The sequence below is a fragment of the Pseudomonas medicaginis genome, assembly GCF_965119365.1.
Taxonomy (GTDB): Bacteria; Pseudomonadota; Gammaproteobacteria; order Pseudomonadales; family Pseudomonadaceae; genus Aquipseudomonas.
Genome location: NZ_OZ221631.1, coordinates 1,384,952 through 1,403,490, shown reverse-complemented (window position 1 = coordinate 1,403,490; position 18,539 = coordinate 1,384,952). Strand labels below are relative to the sequence as shown.

Annotated in this window: 21 protein-coding genes and 1 tRNA gene; 2 read left to right on the top strand and 20 right to left on the bottom strand. The window is 60.9% G+C overall.

Annotated elements, in window-relative coordinates; all coding sequences use genetic code 11:
• Nucleotides 1–3: 3 nt before the first annotated feature.
• From ACMTA2_RS06090 to trmJ, 14 genes are all read right to left on the bottom strand, one after another.
• Nucleotides 4–1,047 carry a RodZ domain-containing protein gene (locus tag ACMTA2_RS06090; protein ID WP_413794118.1) on the bottom strand — a complete coding sequence of 348 codons (1,044 nt, stop codon included), beginning with the start codon at nt 1,045–1,047 and terminating at the stop codon, nt 4–6.
• Nucleotides 1,047–1,805 (bottom strand): type IV pilus biogenesis/stability protein PilW, encoded by a 759-nt coding sequence (gene pilW / locus ACMTA2_RS06085; RefSeq protein WP_413794117.1) that lies wholly within the window; start codon nt 1,803–1,805, stop codon nt 1,047–1,049. The genes ACMTA2_RS06090 and pilW overlap by 1 nt, the downstream gene beginning before the upstream one ends.
• A gap of 12 nt (nt 1,806–1,817) precedes the next feature.
• Nucleotides 1,818–2,966, bottom strand: a complete 1,149-nt coding sequence (gene rlmN / locus ACMTA2_RS06080; protein ID WP_053118626.1) for a dual-specificity RNA methyltransferase RlmN — start codon at nt 2,964–2,966, stop codon at nt 1,818–1,820.
• 28 nt (nt 2,967–2,994) lie between these two features.
• Entirely contained in the window at nt 2,995–3,420 is a 426-nt protein-coding gene (ndk, locus tag ACMTA2_RS06075) for a nucleoside-diphosphate kinase (protein ID WP_042727994.1), read from the bottom strand.
• A gap of 88 nt (nt 3,421–3,508) precedes the next feature.
• Nucleotides 3,509–3,709: a Fe-S cluster assembly protein IscX gene (gene iscX, locus ACMTA2_RS06070; RefSeq protein WP_413794116.1), complete on the bottom strand. Its 201-nt coding sequence runs from the start codon at nt 3,707–3,709 to the stop codon at nt 3,509–3,511.
• Between the two features lie 13 nt (nt 3,710–3,722).
• Nucleotides 3,723–4,064, bottom strand: coding sequence for an ISC system 2Fe-2S type ferredoxin (fdx, locus tag ACMTA2_RS06065; RefSeq protein WP_018611575.1), 342 nt, complete (start codon nt 4,062–4,064; stop codon nt 3,723–3,725).
• A gap of 3 nt (nt 4,065–4,067) precedes the next feature.
• Entirely contained in the window at nt 4,068–5,930 is a 1,863-nt protein-coding gene (hscA, locus tag ACMTA2_RS06060; protein ID WP_413794115.1) for a Fe-S protein assembly chaperone HscA, read from the bottom strand.
• 50 nt (nt 5,931–5,980) lie between these two features.
• Nucleotides 5,981–6,502 carry a co-chaperone HscB gene (hscB, locus tag ACMTA2_RS06055; protein ID WP_250964535.1) on the bottom strand — a complete coding sequence of 174 codons (522 nt, stop codon included), beginning with the start codon at nt 6,500–6,502 and terminating at the stop codon, nt 5,981–5,983.
• An 8-nt stretch (nt 6,503–6,510) separates the two neighbouring features.
• Nucleotides 6,511–6,834, bottom strand: a complete 324-nt coding sequence (iscA, locus tag ACMTA2_RS06050; RefSeq protein WP_003185155.1) for an iron-sulfur cluster assembly protein IscA — start codon at nt 6,832–6,834, stop codon at nt 6,511–6,513.
• 25 nt (nt 6,835–6,859) lie between these two features.
• Nucleotides 6,860–7,246, bottom strand: coding sequence for a Fe-S cluster assembly scaffold IscU (gene iscU / locus ACMTA2_RS06045; protein WP_003185157.1), 387 nt, complete (start codon nt 7,244–7,246; stop codon nt 6,860–6,862).
• 43 nt (nt 7,247–7,289) lie between these two features.
• Entirely contained in the window at nt 7,290–8,504 is a 1,215-nt protein-coding gene (locus ACMTA2_RS06040; RefSeq protein WP_060739094.1) for an IscS subfamily cysteine desulfurase, read from the bottom strand.
• A gap of 50 nt (nt 8,505–8,554) precedes the next feature.
• Nucleotides 8,555–9,046, bottom strand: a complete 492-nt coding sequence (gene iscR / locus ACMTA2_RS06035) for a Fe-S cluster assembly transcriptional regulator IscR (RefSeq protein WP_041475746.1) — start codon at nt 9,044–9,046, stop codon at nt 8,555–8,557.
• Nucleotides 9,047–9,295: 249 nt separating this feature from the next.
• Nucleotides 9,296–10,072, bottom strand: coding sequence for a serine O-acetyltransferase (cysE, locus tag ACMTA2_RS06030; protein WP_072346750.1), 777 nt, complete (start codon nt 10,070–10,072; stop codon nt 9,296–9,298).
• A gap of 1 nt (nt 10,073) precedes the next feature.
• Entirely contained in the window at nt 10,074–10,844 is a 771-nt protein-coding gene (trmJ, locus tag ACMTA2_RS06025; protein ID WP_038856918.1) for a tRNA (cytosine(32)/uridine(32)-2'-O)-methyltransferase TrmJ, read from the bottom strand.
• A gap of 144 nt (nt 10,845–10,988) precedes the next feature.
• Between trmJ and suhB the strand changes: the two genes are divergently transcribed.
• A complete protein-coding gene (gene suhB / locus ACMTA2_RS06020) occupies nt 10,989–11,807 on the top strand; it encodes a type III secretion system regulator SuhB (RefSeq protein ID WP_027619650.1) in 819 nt (272 codons plus the stop codon).
• Between the two features lie 387 nt (nt 11,808–12,194).
• Here the strand turns inward: suhB and ACMTA2_RS06015 are convergent, their stop codons facing one another.
• The 6 genes from ACMTA2_RS06015 to queA form a co-directional block, all read right to left on the bottom strand.
• Nucleotides 12,195–12,743, bottom strand: a complete 549-nt coding sequence (locus tag ACMTA2_RS06015) for a glycine zipper 2TM domain-containing protein (RefSeq protein ID WP_014336691.1) — start codon at nt 12,741–12,743, stop codon at nt 12,195–12,197.
• A gap of 117 nt (nt 12,744–12,860) precedes the next feature.
• The gene (secF, locus tag ACMTA2_RS06010) at nt 12,861–13,775 is read right to left on the bottom strand and encodes a protein translocase subunit SecF (protein ID WP_413794114.1); all 915 of its coding nucleotides are present in this window, start codon (nt 13,773–13,775) and stop codon (nt 12,861–12,863) included.
• Nucleotides 13,776–13,784: 9 nt separating this feature from the next.
• The gene (secD, locus tag ACMTA2_RS06005) at nt 13,785–15,653 is read right to left on the bottom strand and encodes a protein translocase subunit SecD (protein ID WP_413794113.1); all 1,869 of its coding nucleotides are present in this window, start codon (nt 15,651–15,653) and stop codon (nt 13,785–13,787) included.
• Nucleotides 15,654–15,716: 63 nt separating this feature from the next.
• Nucleotides 15,717–16,052 carry a preprotein translocase subunit YajC gene (yajC, locus tag ACMTA2_RS06000; protein WP_007982729.1) on the bottom strand — a complete coding sequence of 112 codons (336 nt, stop codon included), beginning with the start codon at nt 16,050–16,052 and terminating at the stop codon, nt 15,717–15,719.
• A 43-nt stretch (nt 16,053–16,095) separates the two neighbouring features.
• On the bottom strand, nt 16,096–17,211 hold the full coding sequence (tgt, locus tag ACMTA2_RS05995; RefSeq protein WP_413795601.1) for a tRNA guanosine(34) transglycosylase Tgt: 1,116 nt from the start codon (nt 17,209–17,211) through the stop codon (nt 16,096–16,098).
• Nucleotides 17,212–17,225: 14 nt separating this feature from the next.
• Nucleotides 17,226–18,275 (bottom strand): tRNA preQ1(34) S-adenosylmethionine ribosyltransferase-isomerase QueA, encoded by a 1,050-nt coding sequence (queA, locus tag ACMTA2_RS05990; protein ID WP_413794112.1) that lies wholly within the window; start codon nt 18,273–18,275, stop codon nt 17,226–17,228.
• 108 nt (nt 18,276–18,383) lie between these two features.
• On the opposite strand from queA, the gene ACMTA2_RS05985 reads away from it, so the two are divergent.
• Nucleotides 18,384–18,468 (top strand) — tRNA-Leu (locus ACMTA2_RS05985).
• The last annotated feature ends 71 nt before the right edge of the window (nt 18,469–18,539 follow it).

Genomic DNA, 18,539 nt, shown 5'->3' with positions numbered 1-18,539 from the left:
GACTTATTGACCCAACTTCAGGCGAGCGGTCTCGCCACTGGTGAACGGAGCGATGTCGACCGGCTGGCCGTTGTAGCTGACCTGCGCGCCACGGGCATAGCCCAGGCGTACGGCAAAGGGTGGCTTGCCGGTGACGGCCGTGCTGTCGCCCTTGCGCTTGAGGCCACTGAACAGCACCTTGCCGTTACCGTCGGTGATCTGCGTCCAGCAGTCGGCGACAAACTGGATCTGTACCTGGCCTTCACCCGCGACTGGCGCCGGAGCCGGGGCCGCCGGAGCGGCTGGAGCCGTTGGCGCGGCGTGGGTCGCAGGCGCAGGCGCGGTCGTCGGTGCTGGCGCGGTCGGCGCGGTCGGTGCCGTGGCAATCGGTGCGCTGCCGGTGTTCGGGGCAACCGGTGCGGTCGGTGCTGGTGCTGGTGCTGGTGCTGGTGCAGAAATAGCCGGCTCGGCACCCGCTTGGGCATCGGCGTCGTCTTGGCCTTGTGGCAGCGCCAGGGTGGTTTCGCCAGCGGCCTGGCCTTCGACGACAGCCTGGTCTTCCGGCTCGTCCAGCGGATGGATCTGGGTGGTGCCGTCGGCGCCCTCGACCTCGACATGCTCGGGGTTCAGGGTGACCAACTCCTTGTTGCGCAAGGACGTCTGGTCCTGCCACCAGACAAAACCGCCGCCGATCACCGCGATCAGCAGCAACAGGCTGACGATTCGCAAAATGGTGTGGGAAACGCGAACCGGCTCCTCGATGCGTCCCAGGCTGTGCACGCTGCTGCCCTGGGCATCGGAACCGGTGTATTGATCGAATTGCTGCACCAGCACGGTCTGGTCCATGCCGAGTAACTTGGCATAGGCGCGGATATAGCCCCGGGCGAAGGTGTGCCCAGGCAGCTTATCGAACGCGCCCGCTTCCAGGTTGCCCAGGGAAGCCACGGTGAGATTGAGCTTGAGGGCCACTTCGGCCAGCGACCAACCATTGCTTTCGCGGGCTTGACGCAGGGTCTCACCGGGATTAACGCGAGTCGCTGCTACAACTTCGGGATGCGCCGCTTTCATCATTGCTCCGACAGGTATTGCTGATATTCCGGCGTACCGGGATAGAGTCTTTTGAGTTGCAAGCCGTAACTTGCAGCTTTGTCGCGATCTTCAAACACATGTGCCAGCCGAACGCCGAGCAATAGACTACGTGCATTTTGCTCGCTCAGCAGGCTAAAACGCTCGTAGTAGTCGCGTGCGGGCACATAATGCCTGTCTTCGTAGGACAACTCAGCCATTTCCAACAGCGCCCGAGGTTGCTGGCGGTTGAGCCGCAGCGCCTTTTCCAACTGCTGGCGGGCCACGTCACGCAAGCCCATCTGCACGGCGGTCATGCCGAGGTTTTCGAAAACCCGCGAACGCTCGGGATAAAGGGTATCGGCGGCGGCCTGCTCGAAGCGCTCGTAAGCGTCCTTGTAGCGTTTCTGCTCGAAAAGAAAGCTGCCGTAGTTGTTCAGGATCCGTGCATCTTGCGGGCGGGCGGACAGCGCCTTGCGAAAATGCTCGTCGGCCAGCCCCGGTTCCAACTCGGCCTGGAACACCAGGGCCAGTGCCGCATTGGCATCGGCGTCGGAATCGTCCAGTTCCAGGGCCTTCTTGAGCGGCACCTTGGCCCGTTCGGTCATGCCCTGCTGCAGGTAGCCGATGCCCAGTTGCACATAGGCCTCGCGTGCCTCGTCGCGCCCTTTGCTGGTCCTCATCGGGTTGTAGTCACCCGACAGGACACAACCGGAACAAAGGCCGGCCAACAGCAACACGAGCGCAAAGCGCAGGGACATAGAGTTCCTCTCTTAGTGACTGTTCGCAGCGTTTTGCACCGCATCGTCCGCGGCGTTCAACTCACGCACGGCAATGTAGCGTTCGCTGCGACGGGTGCGATCCAGCACCTGTCCTACCAATTGGCCACAAGCGGCGTCGATGTCTTCACCGCGGGTGGTGCGCACGGTGACGTTGAAGCCAGCGTGGTGAAGCTGATCCTGGAAGCGACGAATCGCGTTGTTGCTCGGACGCTCGTAACCGGAATGCGGGAACGGGTTGAACGGGATCAGGTTGATCTTGCACGGGATGTTCTTGAGCAGCTCGATCATCTCGACCGCGTGCTCGACCTTGTCGTTCACATCCTTGAGCAATGTGTACTCGATGGTCAGCACGCGTTTTTCGCCCAGGGACGACATGTAGCGCTGGCACGACTCGAGCAGCATCTTAAGCGGATATTTCTTGTTGATCGGCACCAATTGGTTACGCAATGCGTCATTGGGTGCGTGCAGCGACAACGCCAGGGAGACGTCGATGTGCTTGGCCAGCTCATCGATCATCGGCACCACGCCGGAGGTGGACAGGGTCACGCGGCGCTTGGAAATGCCGTAGCCCAGGTCATCCATCATCAGGTGCATGGCGGAGACGACGTTGTCGAAGTTCAGCAGCGGCTCACCCATGCCCATCATCACCACGTTGGTGATGGCACGGTCGACGGTCGCCGGGACGCTGCCAAAGGATTTGTTGGCAATCCACACCTGGCCGATCACTTCGGCGGCGGTAAGATTGCTATTGAAGCCTTGCTTGCCGGTGGAGCAGAAACTGCAGTCCAGGGCACAGCCTGCCTGGGACGAAACGCACAAGGTGCCGCGCTTGCCCTGGGGAATGTAGACGGTCTCGACGCAGCTGCCGGACGCCACGCGCACCACCCACTTGCGGGTGCCGTCGCTGGAAATGTCCTGGCTGACCACTTCAGGGCCGCGAATCTCGGCAACAGCCTTGAGTTTTTCACGCAGGGCCTTGCCGACATTCGTCATGGCGTCGAAGTCGTCGACGCCAAAGTGGTGAATCCATTTCATCACCTGGCCGGCACGGAAACGCTTCTCCCCGATCGAGTCGAAGAATTTCTCCATTTCCGGCTGGGTCAGGCCCAACAGGTTGGTTTTGCCGTTCGATGTAGTCATGGATTCACCTTCACTCAAAAGCCTGGGCTTAGCGAGTGGTTACTTCAGTAGCGGAGAAAAAGTAAGCGATTTCGCGAGCAGCAGCGGCTTCGGAGTCCGAACCGTGGACGGCGTTGGCGTCGATGGATTCAGCGAAGTCAGCACGGATGGTGCCGGCAGCAGCTTCTTTAGGGTTGGTAGCGCCCATCAGCTCACGGTTGCGAGCGATGGCGTTTTCGCCTTCCAGCACCTGAACGACAACCGGACCGGATGTCATGAAAGCAACCAGCTCACCGAAGAAGCCGCGCTCGCTGTGCTCAGCGTAGAAGCCTTCGGCTTCGGCTTTGGACAGTTGCTTCATTTTCGAAGCTACAACGCGCAGGCCAGCGTCTTCGAAGCGGGTAACGATCTTGCCGATCACGTTTTTAGCAACGGCGTCAGGCTTGATGATGGAGAAAGTACGTTGAACAGCCATGGTGTAACTCCAGAAACGGTAATTTGCGAAAAATTAAACCCGCGAATTATACGCGGGTTCAGGGGTATTGCCTAACCTGCCGGGTCGATCAGTCGATTTCTTCGATCCAGAGCGTCTGGACCGCTTCCAAGACCTTCTCGCCACAACGGCCAGAAGTATTGTCGAAACCGGGCAGCTCCATGATCCAGTGCTGCAGATCGACGAAATTGACCTTCAGCGGATCCACGTCCGGCCTGGCTTCGGCCAATTCTTCTGCGATGCGTCGTACATCATTCCAACCATAGCTCATGACAGTATCACCATCAGTGCGGCGCTTCGGCCGCATGGTTAAGCGAATATTTCGGGATTTCGACGGTCAGGTCTTCGGTGCCGACGATGGCTTGGCAGCCCAGGCGCGATTGCGCTTCCAGGCCCCAGGCCCGATCAAGGAAATCCTCTTCCAGATCGTCCGCCTCTTCCAGCGAGTCGAACCCCTCACGAATGATGCAATGGCACGTCGTGCAGGCACAAACGCCGCCGCAGGCACTTTCCATCTCGATATGGTGCTCATGGGCCAGCTCGAGAATGGAAATTCCGGGCTCAGCCTCCACGACCATGCCCTCCGGACAGAACTTCTCGTGGGGCAGAAAAATCACCTGCGGCATCAGTTATTCCTCGATTTCATTCAGGTTGCGCCCCGCCAGGGCGGCTTTCACCGTCGAGTCCAGGCGGCGGGCAGCAAAGGCATCGGTGACGCTCGACAGACGCTTGGTCTGTTGCTCGATGGCATAGCCATCGGTGCCTTTGATCAATTCGGACAGTTCCTGCATTTGCAACTCGATGACCATGCGCTCTTCGGCGTCCAGCAGACGGTCACCATCCGCTTCAAGGGCACCTTGCACGGCTTCGATCAGGCGCTGGGCGTCGACCTGTTGCTCACGCAGCACGCGGGCGACCTTGTCGTCGCTGGCATGCTGGAAGGAATCCTTGAGCATCTTGGCGATTTCGCCATCGGTAAGGCCGTAGGACGGCTTGACCTGGATGCTCGCCTCGACGCCCGAACCCAGTTCGCGAGCAGACACATTGAGCAAACCGTCGGCATCGACCTGGAAGGTCACGCGGATCTTCGCCGCACCGGCGACCATGGCCGGGATGCCGCGCAATTCGAAGCGAGCCAGGGAGCGGCAATCGCTGATGAGTTCACGCTCGCCTTGCAGCACGTGGATCATCATGGCCGACTGGCCGTCTTTATAAGTGGTGAAGTCCTGGGCGCGAGCAACCGGGATGGTGGTGTTGCGCGGGATCACCTTCTCCATCAGGCCGCCCATGGTTTCCAGCCCCAGGGACAACGGAATCACGTCGAGCAACAGCAGCTCGCCGCCATCACGCTTGTTACCGGCCAGGGTGTCGGCCTGGATCGCGGCGCCGATGGCGACCACCTGGTCCGGGTCGATTTCGGTCAGCGGCTGGCGGCCAAAGGCCTCGGCAACGGCTTCGCGAACCCGAGGCACGCGGGTCGAACCGCCGACCATGACCACGGCCTTGACGTCTTCGAGCTCCACGCCGGAATCACGCACGGCGCGGCGGCAGGCCTTGAGGCTGCGGGCGACCATGGGTTCAATGAGGGCATCGAAGGCCTCGCGGGTCAGCGAGGCATTCCACTCGCCATAAGCGACTTCAACCGCGGCGGCGTCGGTCAAAGCTTCCTTGGCGGCGCAGGCGGTCTGCAACAGTTGGCGTTGCGCACCCGGGTCGAGGTCAGCGGACAAACCGGCTTGCTCGATGATCCAGCCCGCGATGGCGTGGTCGAAGTCATCACCGCCCAGGGCACTGTCGCCACCGGTGGCCAGGACTTCGAAGACACCGCCGGTCAGGCGCAGGATCGAAATATCGAACGTACCGCCACCCAGGTCGTAGATCGCGACGAGGCCTTCGGCATGCTGGTCCAGGCCATACGCCACCGCAGCGGCGGTCGGCTCGTTGAGCAAGCGCAGCACGTTCAGGCCGGCGAGCTTGGCGGCGTCCTTGGTGGCTTGGCGCTGGGCGTCGTCGAAATAGGCCGGGACGGTAATGACCGCACCCACCAGCTCACCGCCCAACGCAGCTTCGGCACGTTGGCGCAGGACCTTGAGGATGTCGGCGGAAACCTCGACCGGGCTTTTCGGGCCCTGTACGGTTTCGATGAACGGCATATGGGATTCGCCACCGACGAAGCGGTACGGCAGTTGGTCGCCCAATTGCTTGACGTCGGACAGACCACGACCCATCAAGCGCTTGACCGAGACAATGGTGTTGAACGGGTCGGTGGCGGCAGCCAGCTTGGCCGACTCGCCCACTTCGACGCGATCGGCGTGATAACGCACGGCGGACGGCAGGATCACCCGCCCCTGCTCGTCGGCCAGCGGTTCGGAAAGACCGCTGCGCAAGGCAGCGACCAGGGAATTGGTGGTACCCAAGTCGATCCCCACAGCCAGGCGACGCTGGTGCGGTTGTGGACTTTGGCCGGGTTCGGCGATCTGCAGTAGGGCCATCGTAATCAGGACTTATCTGTAATCAGGCGTGCGACCGGAGCGGCACTGGGTTAATCGTCGAGGCGCTCTTCTAGCTGGCGCACTTCGTAGGTGAGCTTGTCGAGGAACTGCATGCGCCGCATCAGGCGTTCGGCCTGTTCGCGTTGCGCGGCATCGTTCCAGCAGGCTGCGAAGCTATCGTTCAGTGTTTGCTGGGCGTCTTTCAAGCGCCGCTTGAATACCGCGACACCGGCCAGGTCGGCGCTGTCCTGCAGGTCTTCGAGCTCTTCGCGCCATTGCATCTGCTGCAACAGAAACTCGGGGTCGTGGACCGTGACCTCCAGGGGCAACTCATGGCCGCTGATGGCGAGCAGGTAACGCGCGCGCTTGGCCGGGTGCTTGAGCGTCTGGTAAGCCTCGTTGAGGTTCGCAGACTGCTCCAGCGCCCGCCGCTGCTCCGCCTCGGAGGCATCGGCAAAGCGGTCGGGATGGACGCCACGGGCCAATTCAAGATAACGCGCGGACAACTGCTCGAGATCCAGCTGGAACGCAGGCTGCATCTGGAACAACGCAAAATGACAAGGAGTACCCACAAGCCGCCTCAGATGTTGAAGCTTTCGCCGCAGCCACATTCACCGCGCACGTTGGGGTTGTTGAACTTGAAGCCTTCGTTCAACCCTTCCTTGACGAAATCCAGTTCGGTGCCGTCCAGGTACGTCAGGCTTTTCGGGTCGATGATCACTTTCTGACCATGACTTTCGAATACCTGATCGTCTTCGCCCACTTCGTCGACGAATTCCAGTACATAGGCGAGACCAGAACAGCCCGTGGTGCGAACACCCAGGCGGATACCCTCGCCCTTGCCGCGCCCCGCAAGTGAGCGCTGGATATGGTTAGCTGCCGCTTCTGTCATCTGGATAGCCATGGATAACTCCTTACCGGTACGCGGATCAGATCAAGCCTTTCTTCTGCTTGTAATCGCGAACGGCGGCCTTGATGGCGTCTTCGGCGAGTACCGAGCAGTGGATCTTCACTGGCGGCAGGGCCAGTTCTTCAGCCAGCTGGGTGTTCTTGATGGTTTCGGCTTCATCAAGGGTCTTGCCCTTCATCCACTCGGTGGCGAGGGAGCTGGACGCGATGGCGGAACCGCAGCCATAGGTCTTGAACTTGGCATCTTCGATGATGCCCTGCTCGTTGACCTTGATCTGCAGGCGCATCACGTCGCCGCACGCCGGCGCGCCGACCATGCCGGTGCCGACATCAGGATCCTGCGCGTCCATCTTGCCGACGTTGCGCGGGTTCTCGTAGTGGTCGATGACCTTTTCGCTATATGCCATTTGCTTCAATCCTCATCAGTGAGTCGCTCTGGTGGCGACTTCTTCAGTGCGCCGCCCACTCGATTTTCGAAATGTCGACGCCGTCTTTGTACATGTCCCACAGCGGCGACAGAGCGCGCAGCTTGGTAACGGCCTCGCAGACTTTCTGCGCGGCGTAATCGATTTCTTCTTCGGTGGTGAAACGGCCGAAGGTGAAGCGGATGGAGCTGTGGGCCAGTTCGTCGTTGCGGCCCAGGGCGCGCAGTACGTACGAAGGCTCCAGGGACGCCGAGGTGCACGCCGAACCGGACGACACGGCCAGATCCTTGAGCGCCATGATCAGCGACTCGCCTTCAACGTAGTTGAAGCTCAGGTTCAGGTTGTGCGGTACGCGGGCGGTCAGGCTGCCGTTGACGTAGAGTTCTTCGAGGTGCTCGACCTGCTTGAAGAAACGGTCGCTCAGGGCCTTGATGCGTACGTTCTCGGCCGCCATGTCTTCCTTGGCGACGCGGAAGGCTTCGCCCATGCCGACGATCTGGTGGGTCGCCAGGGTGCCGGAACGCATGCCGCGCTCGTGACCACCGCCGTGCATGGTCGCCTCGAGGCGAACACGCGGCTTGCGGCTGACGTACAGCGCGCCAATGCCCTTGGGACCGTAGGTCTTGTGGGCCGAGAAGGACATCAGGTCGACTTTCAGCTTGGACAGGTCGATGTCGACCTTGCCGGTGGACTGAGCACCGTCGACGTGGAACAGGACGCCTTTGGAGCGGGTCAGTTCGCCGATGGCCGCGATGTCGTTGACGGTGCCGATTTCATTGTTCACGTGCATGATCGACACCAGGATGGTGTCATCGCGCAGGGCGGCCTCGACCATGGCCGGGGTGATGATGCCGTCTTCACCGGGCTCGATGTAGGTCACTTCGAAGCCTTCACGCTCCAGTTGGCGCATGGTGTCCAGGACAGCCTTGTGCTCGATCTTGGAGGTGATCAGGTGCTTGCCCTTGGTGTGGTAGAAATGCGCGACACCCTTGATTGCCAGGTTGTCGGATTCGGTGGCACCGGAGGTCCAGACGATTTCACGCGGGTCGGCGTTGACCAGGTCGGCGACTTGGCGACGGGCGTTTTCGACCGATTCTTCGGCCTTCCAGCCGAACACGTGGGAACGGGACGCCGGGTTGCCGAAGTTTCCGTCGACCAGCAGGCATTCACTCATTTTTTGCGCAACACGCGGATCAACCGGGGTGGTCGCTGAGTAATCAAGGTAAATCGGCAATTTCATGGACTCTCTCCTAAATCAGGCTGGCTGGCGTTCCGCGTGCTCTGCGGCGGTCATTCGACGGCGGACGCTTCAATCTTGTCCAGGTGCAGCGACTTGCTATTGCAACGGCGCTGGTCCTGACGCTGGGCTACTTCTTGCACCTCACGGCGAGTTACAAGGTCAGCCAAGCTGATACCGCTTAGAAATTCGTGGATCTGCAGGCTGAGGTCGCACCACAAGTGGTGGGTCAGGCAAGTATCGCCGCCGTGGCAGTCGCCAAGGCCCTGGCATTTGGTCGCATCGACCGATTCATTCACCGCATCGATCACCTGGGCGACCTGGATACCCTGCATGTCGCGCGACAGCTGGTAGCCGCCGCCGGGGCCGCGAACGCTGGAAACCAGGTTGCTGCGGCGCAGCTTGGCGAACAGCTGTTCGAGGTAAGACAGGGAAATACCCTGGCGCTCGGAGATATCGGCCAGGGACACCGGCCCGTGCTGCGCATGCAATGCCAGATCCAGCATTGCGGTCACGGCGTATCGGCCTTTTGTAGTCAGTCGCATGGACAATTACCACGGAGTTCGGAATGGGGGCGAGTATGCAATTCCCGAGTATTTAAGTCAAGTATAAGACCTAGTGCTTTACTCAGGTTTACCCGCGAAAGAGCGCGCGCATGATAGCAAAGGCTGGTCGGCGGCGACCAGCTATACCGCGTTATCGTTTGTCGCGAGCAGGCTCGCTCCCACATTGGATCACGGGTGCTGGTGCGATCCCTGTGGGAGCGAGCTTGCTCGCGATGTGGCTACCCGGGTTTAGCTGGCCTGGCTCTGATCCTTGTCCTTCACACACGCAAAATCTTCCTCGCGCAGTTCAGGCAGGTCCTTGGCACAGTAATTACTGCCCAGGTCCTTCAGGGCGCCGCACATCCCCTCCAGGCGCCCGTCGACGGCCTGCAGGTGATCGAGCAACTGGTTGATGGCGCGGGCGACCGGGTCAGGCATGTCTTCGCCGACACCGTAGGCATCGAAGCCGATCTTCTCGGCCATGGCCTTGCGGCGGGCATCCTGCTCGTCATCGGACTTGACGATGATCCGCCCCGGAATACCGACCACGGTCGCGCCAGGCGGCACGGCCTTGGTCACCACGGCATTGGAGCCGACTTTCGCCCCCGCCCCGACCGTGAACGGCCCGAGCACCTTGGCACCGGCACCAACCACCACACCGTCTTCCAGGGTCGGGTGGCGCTTGCCTTTGTTCCAGCTGGTGCCGCCCAGGGTCACGCCCTGGTACAGGGTCACGTCGTCGCCGATCTCGGCGGTTTCACCGATGACGATGCCCATGCCGTGGTCAATGAAGAACCGGCGGCCGACCTTGGCGCCCGGGTGGATCTCGATCCCGGTCAACCAACGCCCGAAGTTCGAGACCAGCCGCGCCAGCCACTTCCAGCCCATGTTCCACAAGGCACCGGACAGGCGGTGGATCCAGATCGCGTGCATCCCCGGGTAGCAGGTCAGCACCTCAAAGGCATTGCGCGCCGCCGGGTCACGATGGAAAACACTTTGGATATCTTCACGCAAACGTTCGAACATTTTATTTCTTCCGCTTAATCAGCTCGCCACGGGCCGCTTTCTGGGTCTCCGTGAGGATGCCGCGCAATATATTCATCTCCGCCCGGCTGACCGAGCTTCGTCCGTACAACCGACGCAGGCGCGCCATCAAGTGTCGCGGCTTTTCCGGGTCAAGGAACTCGATGTCCACCAGGGTCTGCTCCAGGTGTTCATAGAATCGTTCCAGCTCGTCCATGGTCGCCAGTGTCTCACTGCGCGGCGACGTGACCTCGGTTTTTTCGACTTTGCTGGGCTTGCCTTCGGCTGCCAGCCAAGCCATGCGCACTTCATAGCTCAACACCTGCACCGCCGCCCCCAGGTTCAAGGAACTGAACTCGGGGTCGGAAGGGATATGCACGTGAAAGTGACATCGCTGCAGCTCGTCGTTGGTCAGGCCGGAATCTTCACGGCCGAACACCAGGGCGATCTCGAAGCCTTGCGCGGCCTCCTCGACCACTTTGGTACCGCATTCGCGGGGGTCGAGCAGCGGCCAAGGGATACGCCGGTCGCGGGCGCTGGTGCCGAGCACCAGGTTGCACCCCACCAGGGCGTCTTCGAGGGTGGCGACGACCTGGGCATTGGCCAGGATGTCACCGGCACCGGAAGCCCGGGCGTCAGCTTCGTGATGGGGAAACAAGCGTGGCTCGACCAGCACCAGGCGTGACAGGCCCATGTTCTTCATGGCCCGCGCAGCTCCGCCGATGTTACCCGGATGGCTGGTATTGACCAGGACGACACGAATGTTCTGCAACAAGGGAGGCGCTCTCGAACACGATAAAGGGAGCAAATCTTACATAAGCACCTACCGTTAAGCTATGAAAGCGAACACCAACCTTCTCCTGAGAAAACTTTCTGATAGAATGCGCGGCTTTCTTTAACAACCTTAGGTGACACATCCATGCAGCCCATGCTGAATATCGCGCTGCGCGCCGCCCGCAGCGCCAGTGAACTGATCTTCCGCTCCATCGAGCGCCTGGATACCATCAAGGTCGATGAAAAAGACGCCAAGGACTACGTGTCCGAGGTGGATCGCGCCGCCGAGCAAAAGATCGTCGACGCCCTGCGCAAGGCTTACCCGAACCACTCCATCCTCGGTGAAGAGACCGGCATGCACGCCGGCAGCGGCATCGAAGGCGAAGAGTACCTGTGGATCATCGATCCGCTGGACGGCACCACCAACTTCCTGCGCGGCATTCCTCACTTCGCTGTCAGCATCGCCTGCAAATACCGTGGTCGCCTGGAACACGCCGTTGTGCTGGACCCGGTTCGCCAGGAAGAATTCACCGCCAGCCGCGGCCGTGGCGCCCAACTGAACGGTCGTCGCCTGCGCGTCAGCGGCCGCACCAGCCTGGACGGCGCCCTGCTGGGTACCGGCTTCCCGTTCCGCGATGACCAGATGGATAACCTGGACAACTACCTGGGCATGTTCCGCGCCCTGGTTGGCCAGACCGCCGGCATCCGCCGCGCCGGCGCTGCGAGCCTGGACCTGGCTTATGTAGCCGCTGGCCGTTTCGATGCATTCTGGGAGTCGGGCCTGTCCGAGTGGGACATGGCTGCTGGCGCCCTGCTGATCCAGGAAGCCGGTGGCTTGGTGAGCGACTTCACCGGCGGCCACGACTTCCTTGAAAAAGGCCACATCGTTGCCGGCAACACCAAATGCTTCAAGGCGGTGCTGACGGCTATCCAGCCGCACTTGCCGGCTTCGTTGAAGCGCTAAGCAGCTCGGCTACAGAAAAAGCACCTTTCGGGGTGCTTTTTTTATGCCTGCTGGAATTTGCCCTCATGCAGGCAAGCACCCCCCTTTATAGGCAAGCACCTCCCTTGTGGCGAGGGGATTTATCCCCGATGGGCTGCGAAGCAGCCCCCCCCCTCCCCTCCAAGCACTCAATTCAATCTGCCTGATATACCGGGTTGCTGGCATTCAGGGCCGCTTCGCGCCCCAGCGGGGATAAATCCCCTCGCCACAATGGATGACACCCTGAGCATGGATGCAAGCTGATCCATCGCTATCGCGAGCAAGCTCGCTCCCACAGGGGTTGAGGGATGCCCGAAAGCCGGGCACAAAAAAAGCACCCCGAAGGGTGCTTTTTTCATAACGGTTGGATCACTGGGCGGGTTCGTTCTGCCCCAGGATCAACTGGCCTTCCTTGCTCACCGGGATCTGGTTACCCGGGTCACGATCCATACGGACCTTGCCTTCCTTGCCATCGAGCATGTAGCGAACGTCGTAGCCGACAACCTTGTCGCTGATGTCATTGACCGTGTTGCAGCGCGTCTGGGTGGTGGTGTAGGTGTCGCGTTCCTGCATGCCTTCCTGAATCTTGTTACCGGCATAACCACCACCGGCCGCACCCGCCACGGTGGCGATTTTCTTGCCAGTGCCGCCGCCGATCTGGTTACCCAACAGGCCACCGGCTACAGCGCCCAACACGGTGCCGGCGATCTGGTGCTGGTCCTGGACCGGTTTCTGCCGGGTCACGGTGACGTCTTTGCACACTTCACGCGGGGTCTTGATTTGAGTCTTGACCGGTTCCACAGCCAATACTTGCGCATACTCAGGGCCGCTTTTTACCAAGCTGTAGGTGGCGACCGCACCACCGGCTGTTACACCGACAGCACCCAATACCGCACCAACCAGCATCGATTTGTTCACTTGAACCTCCTGACCATCACAAGCGGATTAATCCGCGCTTCTCCCAGCCTTGGAGCATAAAAAAAGGCGCGAGTTCAACTCGCGCCTTTTCAACGGTGATGGACGGAAAACCGAACCTTACGGGCGGTCGTCCACCTCAGTGTCCGTGGCCACTGGAGGAATCAGGTCCTCGGTGCTGAGGTTCAGCCAGATCAACACCACGTTGGCGATGTAGATCGACGAGTAAGTACCCGCCAATACACCAATGAACAACGCAATGGAGAAACCGAACAGGTTGTCGCCACCGAAGAACAGCAGCGCAGCAATCGCCAGCAAGGTCGAGATCGACGTCGCCATGGTCCGCAGCAGGGTCTGGGTGGTCGAGATGTTGATGTTCTCGATCAAGGACGCCTTGCGCAGCACTCGGAAGTTCTCACGCACCCGGTCGAACACCACGATGGTGTCGTTGAGCGAGTAACCAATGATCGCCAGCACCGCCGCCAGCACCGTCAGGTCGAAGGTGACCTGGAAGAACGACAGGATGCCCACGGTCACGATCACGTCGTGGATCAGCGAGACAATCGCGCCCACCGCGAACTTCCACTGAAAGCGGAAGGCCAGGTAGAGCAGGATGCCGCCCAGCGCCATCAGCATGCCGAGGCCGCCCTGGTCGCGCAGCTCTTCACCCACCTGCGGGCCGACGAACTCGACACGCTTGACCTGCGCCGGGTTATCGCCGCCAGCCTTCTGCAAGGCTTCGGCCACCTGATGGCCCAATTGCGGGTCTTCGCCCGGCATGCGCACCAGCAGGTCGGTGGTCGCACCGAAGCTCTGCACCACGGCGTCGCTGTAGCCCGAGGCCGTCAGTTGCTCGCGCACCTTGGTGACATCAGCCGGATGCTCGTAGGTCAGCTCGATGAGCGTACCGCCAGTGAAGTCCAGGCCGTAGTTCAGGCCCTTGGTGGCCCAGCTGAACAACGCCAGTACGGTAAGGAACAATGTGACGCCGAACGCAACGTTGCGAACGCCCATGAAGTTGATTGTACGTAACATGGCAGCCCCTTAAATCCACAACTTCTTGAAGTCACGACCGCCAAAGATCAGGTTGACCATTGCGCGGGTCACCATGATGGCTGTGAACATCGAGGTAAAGATCCCGAGGGACATGGTCACTGCGAAGCCCTTGACCGGGCCGGTGCCCATGGCGAAGAGAATCCCGCCCACCAGCAACGTGGTCAGGTTGGCGTCGAGGATCGCAGTGAATGCCCGGCCGAAGCCTTCGTTGATTGCCCGCTGGACCGACATGCCCGCGGCGATCTCTTCACGTATCCGCGAGAAGATCAGCACGTTGGCGTCCACCGCCATGCCCATGGTCAACACGATACCGGCGATACCCGGCAGGGTCAGCGTGGCCCCCAGCAGCGACATCAGCGCCAGCAGCAGCACCATGTTCACCCCCAGGGCGACGGTGGCGATGATGCCGAAGAAGCGGTAGATGGCGATGATGAACAGCGACACGAACAGCATGCCCCACAGCGAAGCATCGATACCATTGGTGATGTTGTCGGCACCCAGGCTCGGGCCGATGGTGCGCTCTTCAGCGAAGTACATCGGCGCGGCCAGGCCACCGGCACGCAGCAGCAGGGCCAGTTCCGAGGATTCACCCTGGCCGTTCAGGCCGGTGATGCGGAACTGGCTGCCCAGTGGCGACTGGATGGTCGCCAGGCTGATGATCTTCTTCTCTTCCTTGAAGGTCTGGACCGGCACGTCCTTCTCGACGCCGTTGACCATCTGCTTGGTGTAGGTGGTGGTCGGCTTCTGCTCGATGAAGATCACCGCCATGCTGCGACCGACGTTGCTGCGCGTGGCGCGGCTCATCAGTTCGCCGCCGTGGCCATCGAGGCGAATGTTCACCTGTGGGCGACCCTGCTCGTCGAAGCCCGCCTGGGCGTCGGTCACCTGGTCACCAGTGATGATCAGGCCACGCTCGATCTGTGCCGCCGGACGACCGCCCTCACGGAACTCGAAGCTCTCGGAGGTGGCCCTGGAAGCACCCGGCTCAGCGGCCAGGCGGAACTCCAGGTTGGCGGTCTTGCCGAGGATACGCTTGGCTTCGGCAGTGTCCTGCACGCCCGGCAGCTCAACCACGATGCGGTTGGCACCCTGGCGCTGCACGATCGGTTCGGCCACACCCAGCTCGTTGACGCGGTTACGCACCGTGGTCAAGTTCTGCTTGATGGAGTATTCGCGGATTTCCGCCAGCTTGGCCGGGGTCATCGCCAGACGCAGCACCGCCTGACCATTGAGGTCGGCCGGCACGATGTCGAAATCGTTGAAGTTCTTGCGGATCAGCGCACGGGCCTGCTCGCGGGCATCTTCATCGCTGAAGCCCAGCTGAATGGCACCGTCGAGTGGCGGCAGGCTGCGATAACGCAGACGCTCTTTACGCAACAGGCTCTTGACGTCGCCTTCGTAGACTTTCATCCGCGCGTCGAGGGCTTTTTCCATGTCCACTTCCAGCAGGAAGTGCACACCGCCGGACAAGTCCAGGCCCAGCTTCATCGGATGGGCGCCCAGCTTGCGCAGCCATTGCGGGGTGGTCTGGGCCAGGTTCAGGGCTACGACGTAATCGTCGCCCAACGCCTTGCGCACCACGTCCTTGGCGGGCAGTTGGTCTTCCGCCTTGACCAGGCGCAACAGGCCGCCCTTGCCATTTTCGGCGATGGACGCAGCCTTGACCTCGATGCTGGACGCCTTGAGCGCAGCGCTCGCACGGTCCAGATCGGCCTGGGTGACCTGCAGCGCAGTGCTTGCGCCACTGACCTGAATGGCCGGGTCATCCGGGTAGAGATTGGGAGCGGAATAAATCAGACCGACCGCCAGCACCGCCAGGATCAGTACATATTTCCACAGAGGGTATTTGTTCAGCATCACGCCGCCCGCTTATGACGCGGGGCGCCTTGCGCGCCCCGTCGATTGAATTGAAGTTGTTACTTAGATCGCTTTCAGCGTGCCTTTTGGCAGCGTGGCCGCGATGGCGCCCTTCTGGAACTTCATTTCAACAGTGTCGGACACTTCCAGTACCACGAAGTCATCGGCCACTTTGGTGATCTTGCCAGCGATGCCGCCGGTGGTGACCACTTCATCGCCCTTTTGCAGGCTGCTGAGCAGGTTTTTCTGCTCTTTGGCGCGCTTGGCCTGTGGACGCCAGATCATCAGGTAGAAGATAACCAGGAAGCCGACCAGGAAAATCCACTCGAAACCACCGCCCATAGGGCCGGCAGCCGGTGCAGCCGCGTCAGCCATGGCATTAGAGATAAAAAAGCTCATTTAGCACTCCAGTTGCAAGTATTGAATCTAGGGATCGGAAAACTCAGTCCAAAGGCGGAACAGGCAACCCGCGCTTGGCGTAGAAGGCCTCGACAAAGGCGGCCAATGTACCCTGTTGGATAGCCTCGCGCAAACCAGCCATAAGCACCTGATAATGGCGCAAATTGTGGATGGTATTGAGCATACTGCCGAGCATTTCGCCGCACTTGTCCAAATGATGCAGATAAGCGCGGGAGAAGTTCTGGCAGGTATAGCAATCGCACGTCGGATCCAGCGGCGAATCATCATGGCGATGGAATGCGTTACGAATCTTCAGCACGCCCGTGTCGATGAACAGATGCCCATTGCGGGCATTACGGGTTGGCATCACGCAATCGAACATGTCCACCCCGCGGCGCACACCCTCAACCAGATCTTCCGGTTTGCCAACGCCCATAAGGTAACGAGGTTTGTCAGCAGGCATTTCGCCCGGCAGGTAATCGAGCACCTTGATCATCTCGTGCTTGGGCTCGCCCACCGACAGGCCGCCAATCGCCAGGCCATCGAAGCCGATCTTGTCCAGGCCTTCCAGCGAACGCATGCGCAGGTCACGGTGCATGCCGCCCTGGACGATGCCGAACAGCGCCGCGGTGTTTTCGCCATGGGCATTCTTCGAACGCTGGGCCCAGCGCAACGACAGCTCCATGGACACCCGCGCCACGTCTTCATCGGCCGGGTACGGCGTGCATTCGTCGAAGATCATCACGATGTCCGAACCCAGGTCGCGCTGCACCTGCATCGATTCTTCCGGGCCCATGAACACCTTGGAACCATCCACCGGCGAGGCGAAGGTCACGCCCTCCTCCTTGATCTTGCGCATCGCGCCCAGGCTGAACACCTGGAAACCGCCGGAGTCGGTCAGGATCGGGCCTTTCCACTGCATGAAATCGTGCAGGTCGCCGTGGGCCTTGATCACTTCCATGCCCGGGCGCAGCCACAGGTGGAAGGTGTTACCGAGGATGATTTCAGCGCCAATCGCCTCGATGTCACGCGGCAGCATGCCCTTGACCGTGCCATAGGTGCCCACCGGCATGAACGCCGGGGTTTCCACGGTACCGCGGGGGAAGGACAGACGACCGCGACGAGCCTTGCCATCGGTGGCGAGCAACTCGAAGGACATGCGACAGGTGCGACTCATACGGTTTCCTCGGGCCCGCGTGGCGCGGGGTTACGGGTGATGAACATCGCATCACCGTAGCTGAAAAAGCGGTAACCCTGCTCGACGGCGGCCTTGTAGGCGGCCATGGCTTCGGGATAACCGGCGAACGCCGAAACCAGCATCAACAGCGTGGATTCGGGCAAATGGAAATTGGTGACCAGGGCATCGACCACATGGAACGGCCGGCCCGGGTAGATAAAGATATCGGTGTCGCCACTGAACGGCTTGAGCACGCCATCGCGGGCAGCGCTTTCCAGGGACCGCACGCTGGTGGTCCCCACCGCCACCACTCGACCACCGCGAGCGCGACAGGCCGCCACGGCATCGACCACGTCCTGGCTCACTTCCAGCCATTCGTTGTGCATGTGGTGGTCTTCGATGCGCTCGACCCGCACCGGCTGGAACGTGCCAGCGCCGACGTGCAGCGTCACGAACGCCGTCTCCACGCCCTTGGCGGCAATCGCCTCCAGCAACGGCTGATCGAAATGCAACCCCGCCGTCGGCGCCGCCACCGCCCCCAGGCGCTCGGCGTACACAGTCTGATAACGCTCGCGGTCCGAACCTTCGTCTGGGCGGTCTATATAAGGAGGCAACGGCATGTGCCCGACACGGTCGAGCAGCGGCAACACCTCTTCGGCAAACTCAAGCTCGAACAACGCATCATGCCGCGCCACCATCACCGCCTCGCCGCCACCGTCGATCAAAATCGACGAACCGGGCTTGGGCGACTTGCTGGAGCGCACATGGGCCAGCACACGATGACTGTCCAGAACCCGCTCCACCAGAATCTCCAGCTTGCCGCCGGAGGCCTTCTGGCCAAACAACCGCGCGGGAATGACGCGGGTATTGTTGAACACCATCAAATCGCCCGGGCGCAAATGCTCAAGCAAATCAGTGAATTGACGGTGAGCCATGGCACCGCTGACCCCGTCCAGGGTCAACAGTCGACTGGCGCGACGCTCGGCCAGAGGGTGGCGAGCGATCAGCGAATCCGGGAGTTCGAAGGTAAAGTCAGCAACACGCATGATGGGGTTCGTCTAGCAGGGCCGGAAAGTCTAGCGGAAATATCAAAAATTCACCATGAAACGTGATTGACCAACGGTAGGCACCTCTCTATACTTCGCCGCCATTGAGCCCTGATGGCGGAATTGGTAGACGCGGCGGATTCAAAATCCGTTTTCGAAAGGAGTGGGAGTTCGAGTCTCCCTCGGGGCACCATTTGCAGTACATAGACGACTACCAGCGTCTACGTAACACCCCTAGAGCCCGCTAACTGCGGGCTTTTTGGT

What these genes read in the sequence shown, in the direction of transcription:
- ACMTA2_RS06040 (WP_060739094.1), bottom strand. Translation starts at nt 8,504, where the DNA reads ATGAAATTGCCGATTTACCTTGATTACTCAGCGACCACCCCGGTTGAT.
- iscA (WP_003185155.1), bottom strand. Translation starts at nt 6,834, where the DNA reads ATGGCTATCCAGATGACAGAAGCGGCAGCTAACCATATCCAGCGCTCA.
- secD (WP_413794113.1), bottom strand. Translation starts at nt 15,653, where the DNA reads ATGCTGAACAAATACCCTCTGTGGAAATATGTACTGATCCTGGCGGTG.
- rlmN (WP_053118626.1), bottom strand. Translation starts at nt 2,966, where the DNA reads ATGACTACATCGAACGGCAAAACCAACCTGTTGGGCCTGACCCAGCCG.
- iscX (WP_413794116.1), bottom strand. Translation starts at nt 3,709, where the DNA reads ATGAGCTATGGTTGGAATGATGTACGACGCATCGCAGAAGAATTGGCC.
- ndk (WP_042727994.1), bottom strand. Translation starts at nt 3,420, where the DNA reads ATGGCTGTTCAACGTACTTTCTCCATCATCAAGCCTGACGCCGTTGCT.
- queA (WP_413794112.1), bottom strand. Translation starts at nt 18,275, where the DNA reads ATGCGTGTTGCTGACTTTACCTTCGAACTCCCGGATTCGCTGATCGCT.
- cysE (WP_072346750.1), bottom strand. Translation starts at nt 10,072, where the DNA reads ATGTTCGAACGTTTGCGTGAAGATATCCAAAGTGTTTTCCATCGTGAC.
- hscA (WP_413794115.1), bottom strand. Translation starts at nt 5,930, where the DNA reads ATGGCCCTACTGCAGATCGCCGAACCCGGCCAAAGTCCACAACCGCAC.
- iscR (WP_041475746.1), bottom strand. Translation starts at nt 9,046, where the DNA reads ATGCGACTGACTACAAAAGGCCGATACGCCGTGACCGCAATGCTGGAT.
- fdx (WP_018611575.1), bottom strand. Translation starts at nt 4,064, where the DNA reads ATGCCGCAGGTGATTTTTCTGCCCCACGAGAAGTTCTGTCCGGAGGGC.
- iscU (WP_003185157.1), bottom strand. Translation starts at nt 7,246, where the DNA reads ATGGCATATAGCGAAAAGGTCATCGACCACTACGAGAACCCGCGCAAC.
- secF (WP_413794114.1), bottom strand. Translation starts at nt 13,775, where the DNA reads ATGTTACGTACAATCAACTTCATGGGCGTTCGCAACGTTGCGTTCGGC.
- tgt (WP_413795601.1), bottom strand. Translation starts at nt 17,211, where the DNA reads ATGTCCTTCGAGTTGCTCGCCACCGATGGCAAGGCTCGTCGCGGTCGT.
- suhB (WP_027619650.1), top strand. Translation starts at nt 10,989, where the DNA reads ATGCAGCCCATGCTGAATATCGCGCTGCGCGCCGCCCGCAGCGCCAGT.
- yajC (WP_007982729.1), bottom strand. Translation starts at nt 16,052, where the DNA reads ATGAGCTTTTTTATCTCTAATGCCATGGCTGACGCGGCTGCACCGGCT.
- ACMTA2_RS06090 (WP_413794118.1), bottom strand. Translation starts at nt 1,047, where the DNA reads ATGAAAGCGGCGCATCCCGAAGTTGTAGCAGCGACTCGCGTTAATCCC.
- pilW (WP_413794117.1), bottom strand. Translation starts at nt 1,805, where the DNA reads ATGTCCCTGCGCTTTGCGCTCGTGTTGCTGTTGGCCGGCCTTTGTTCC.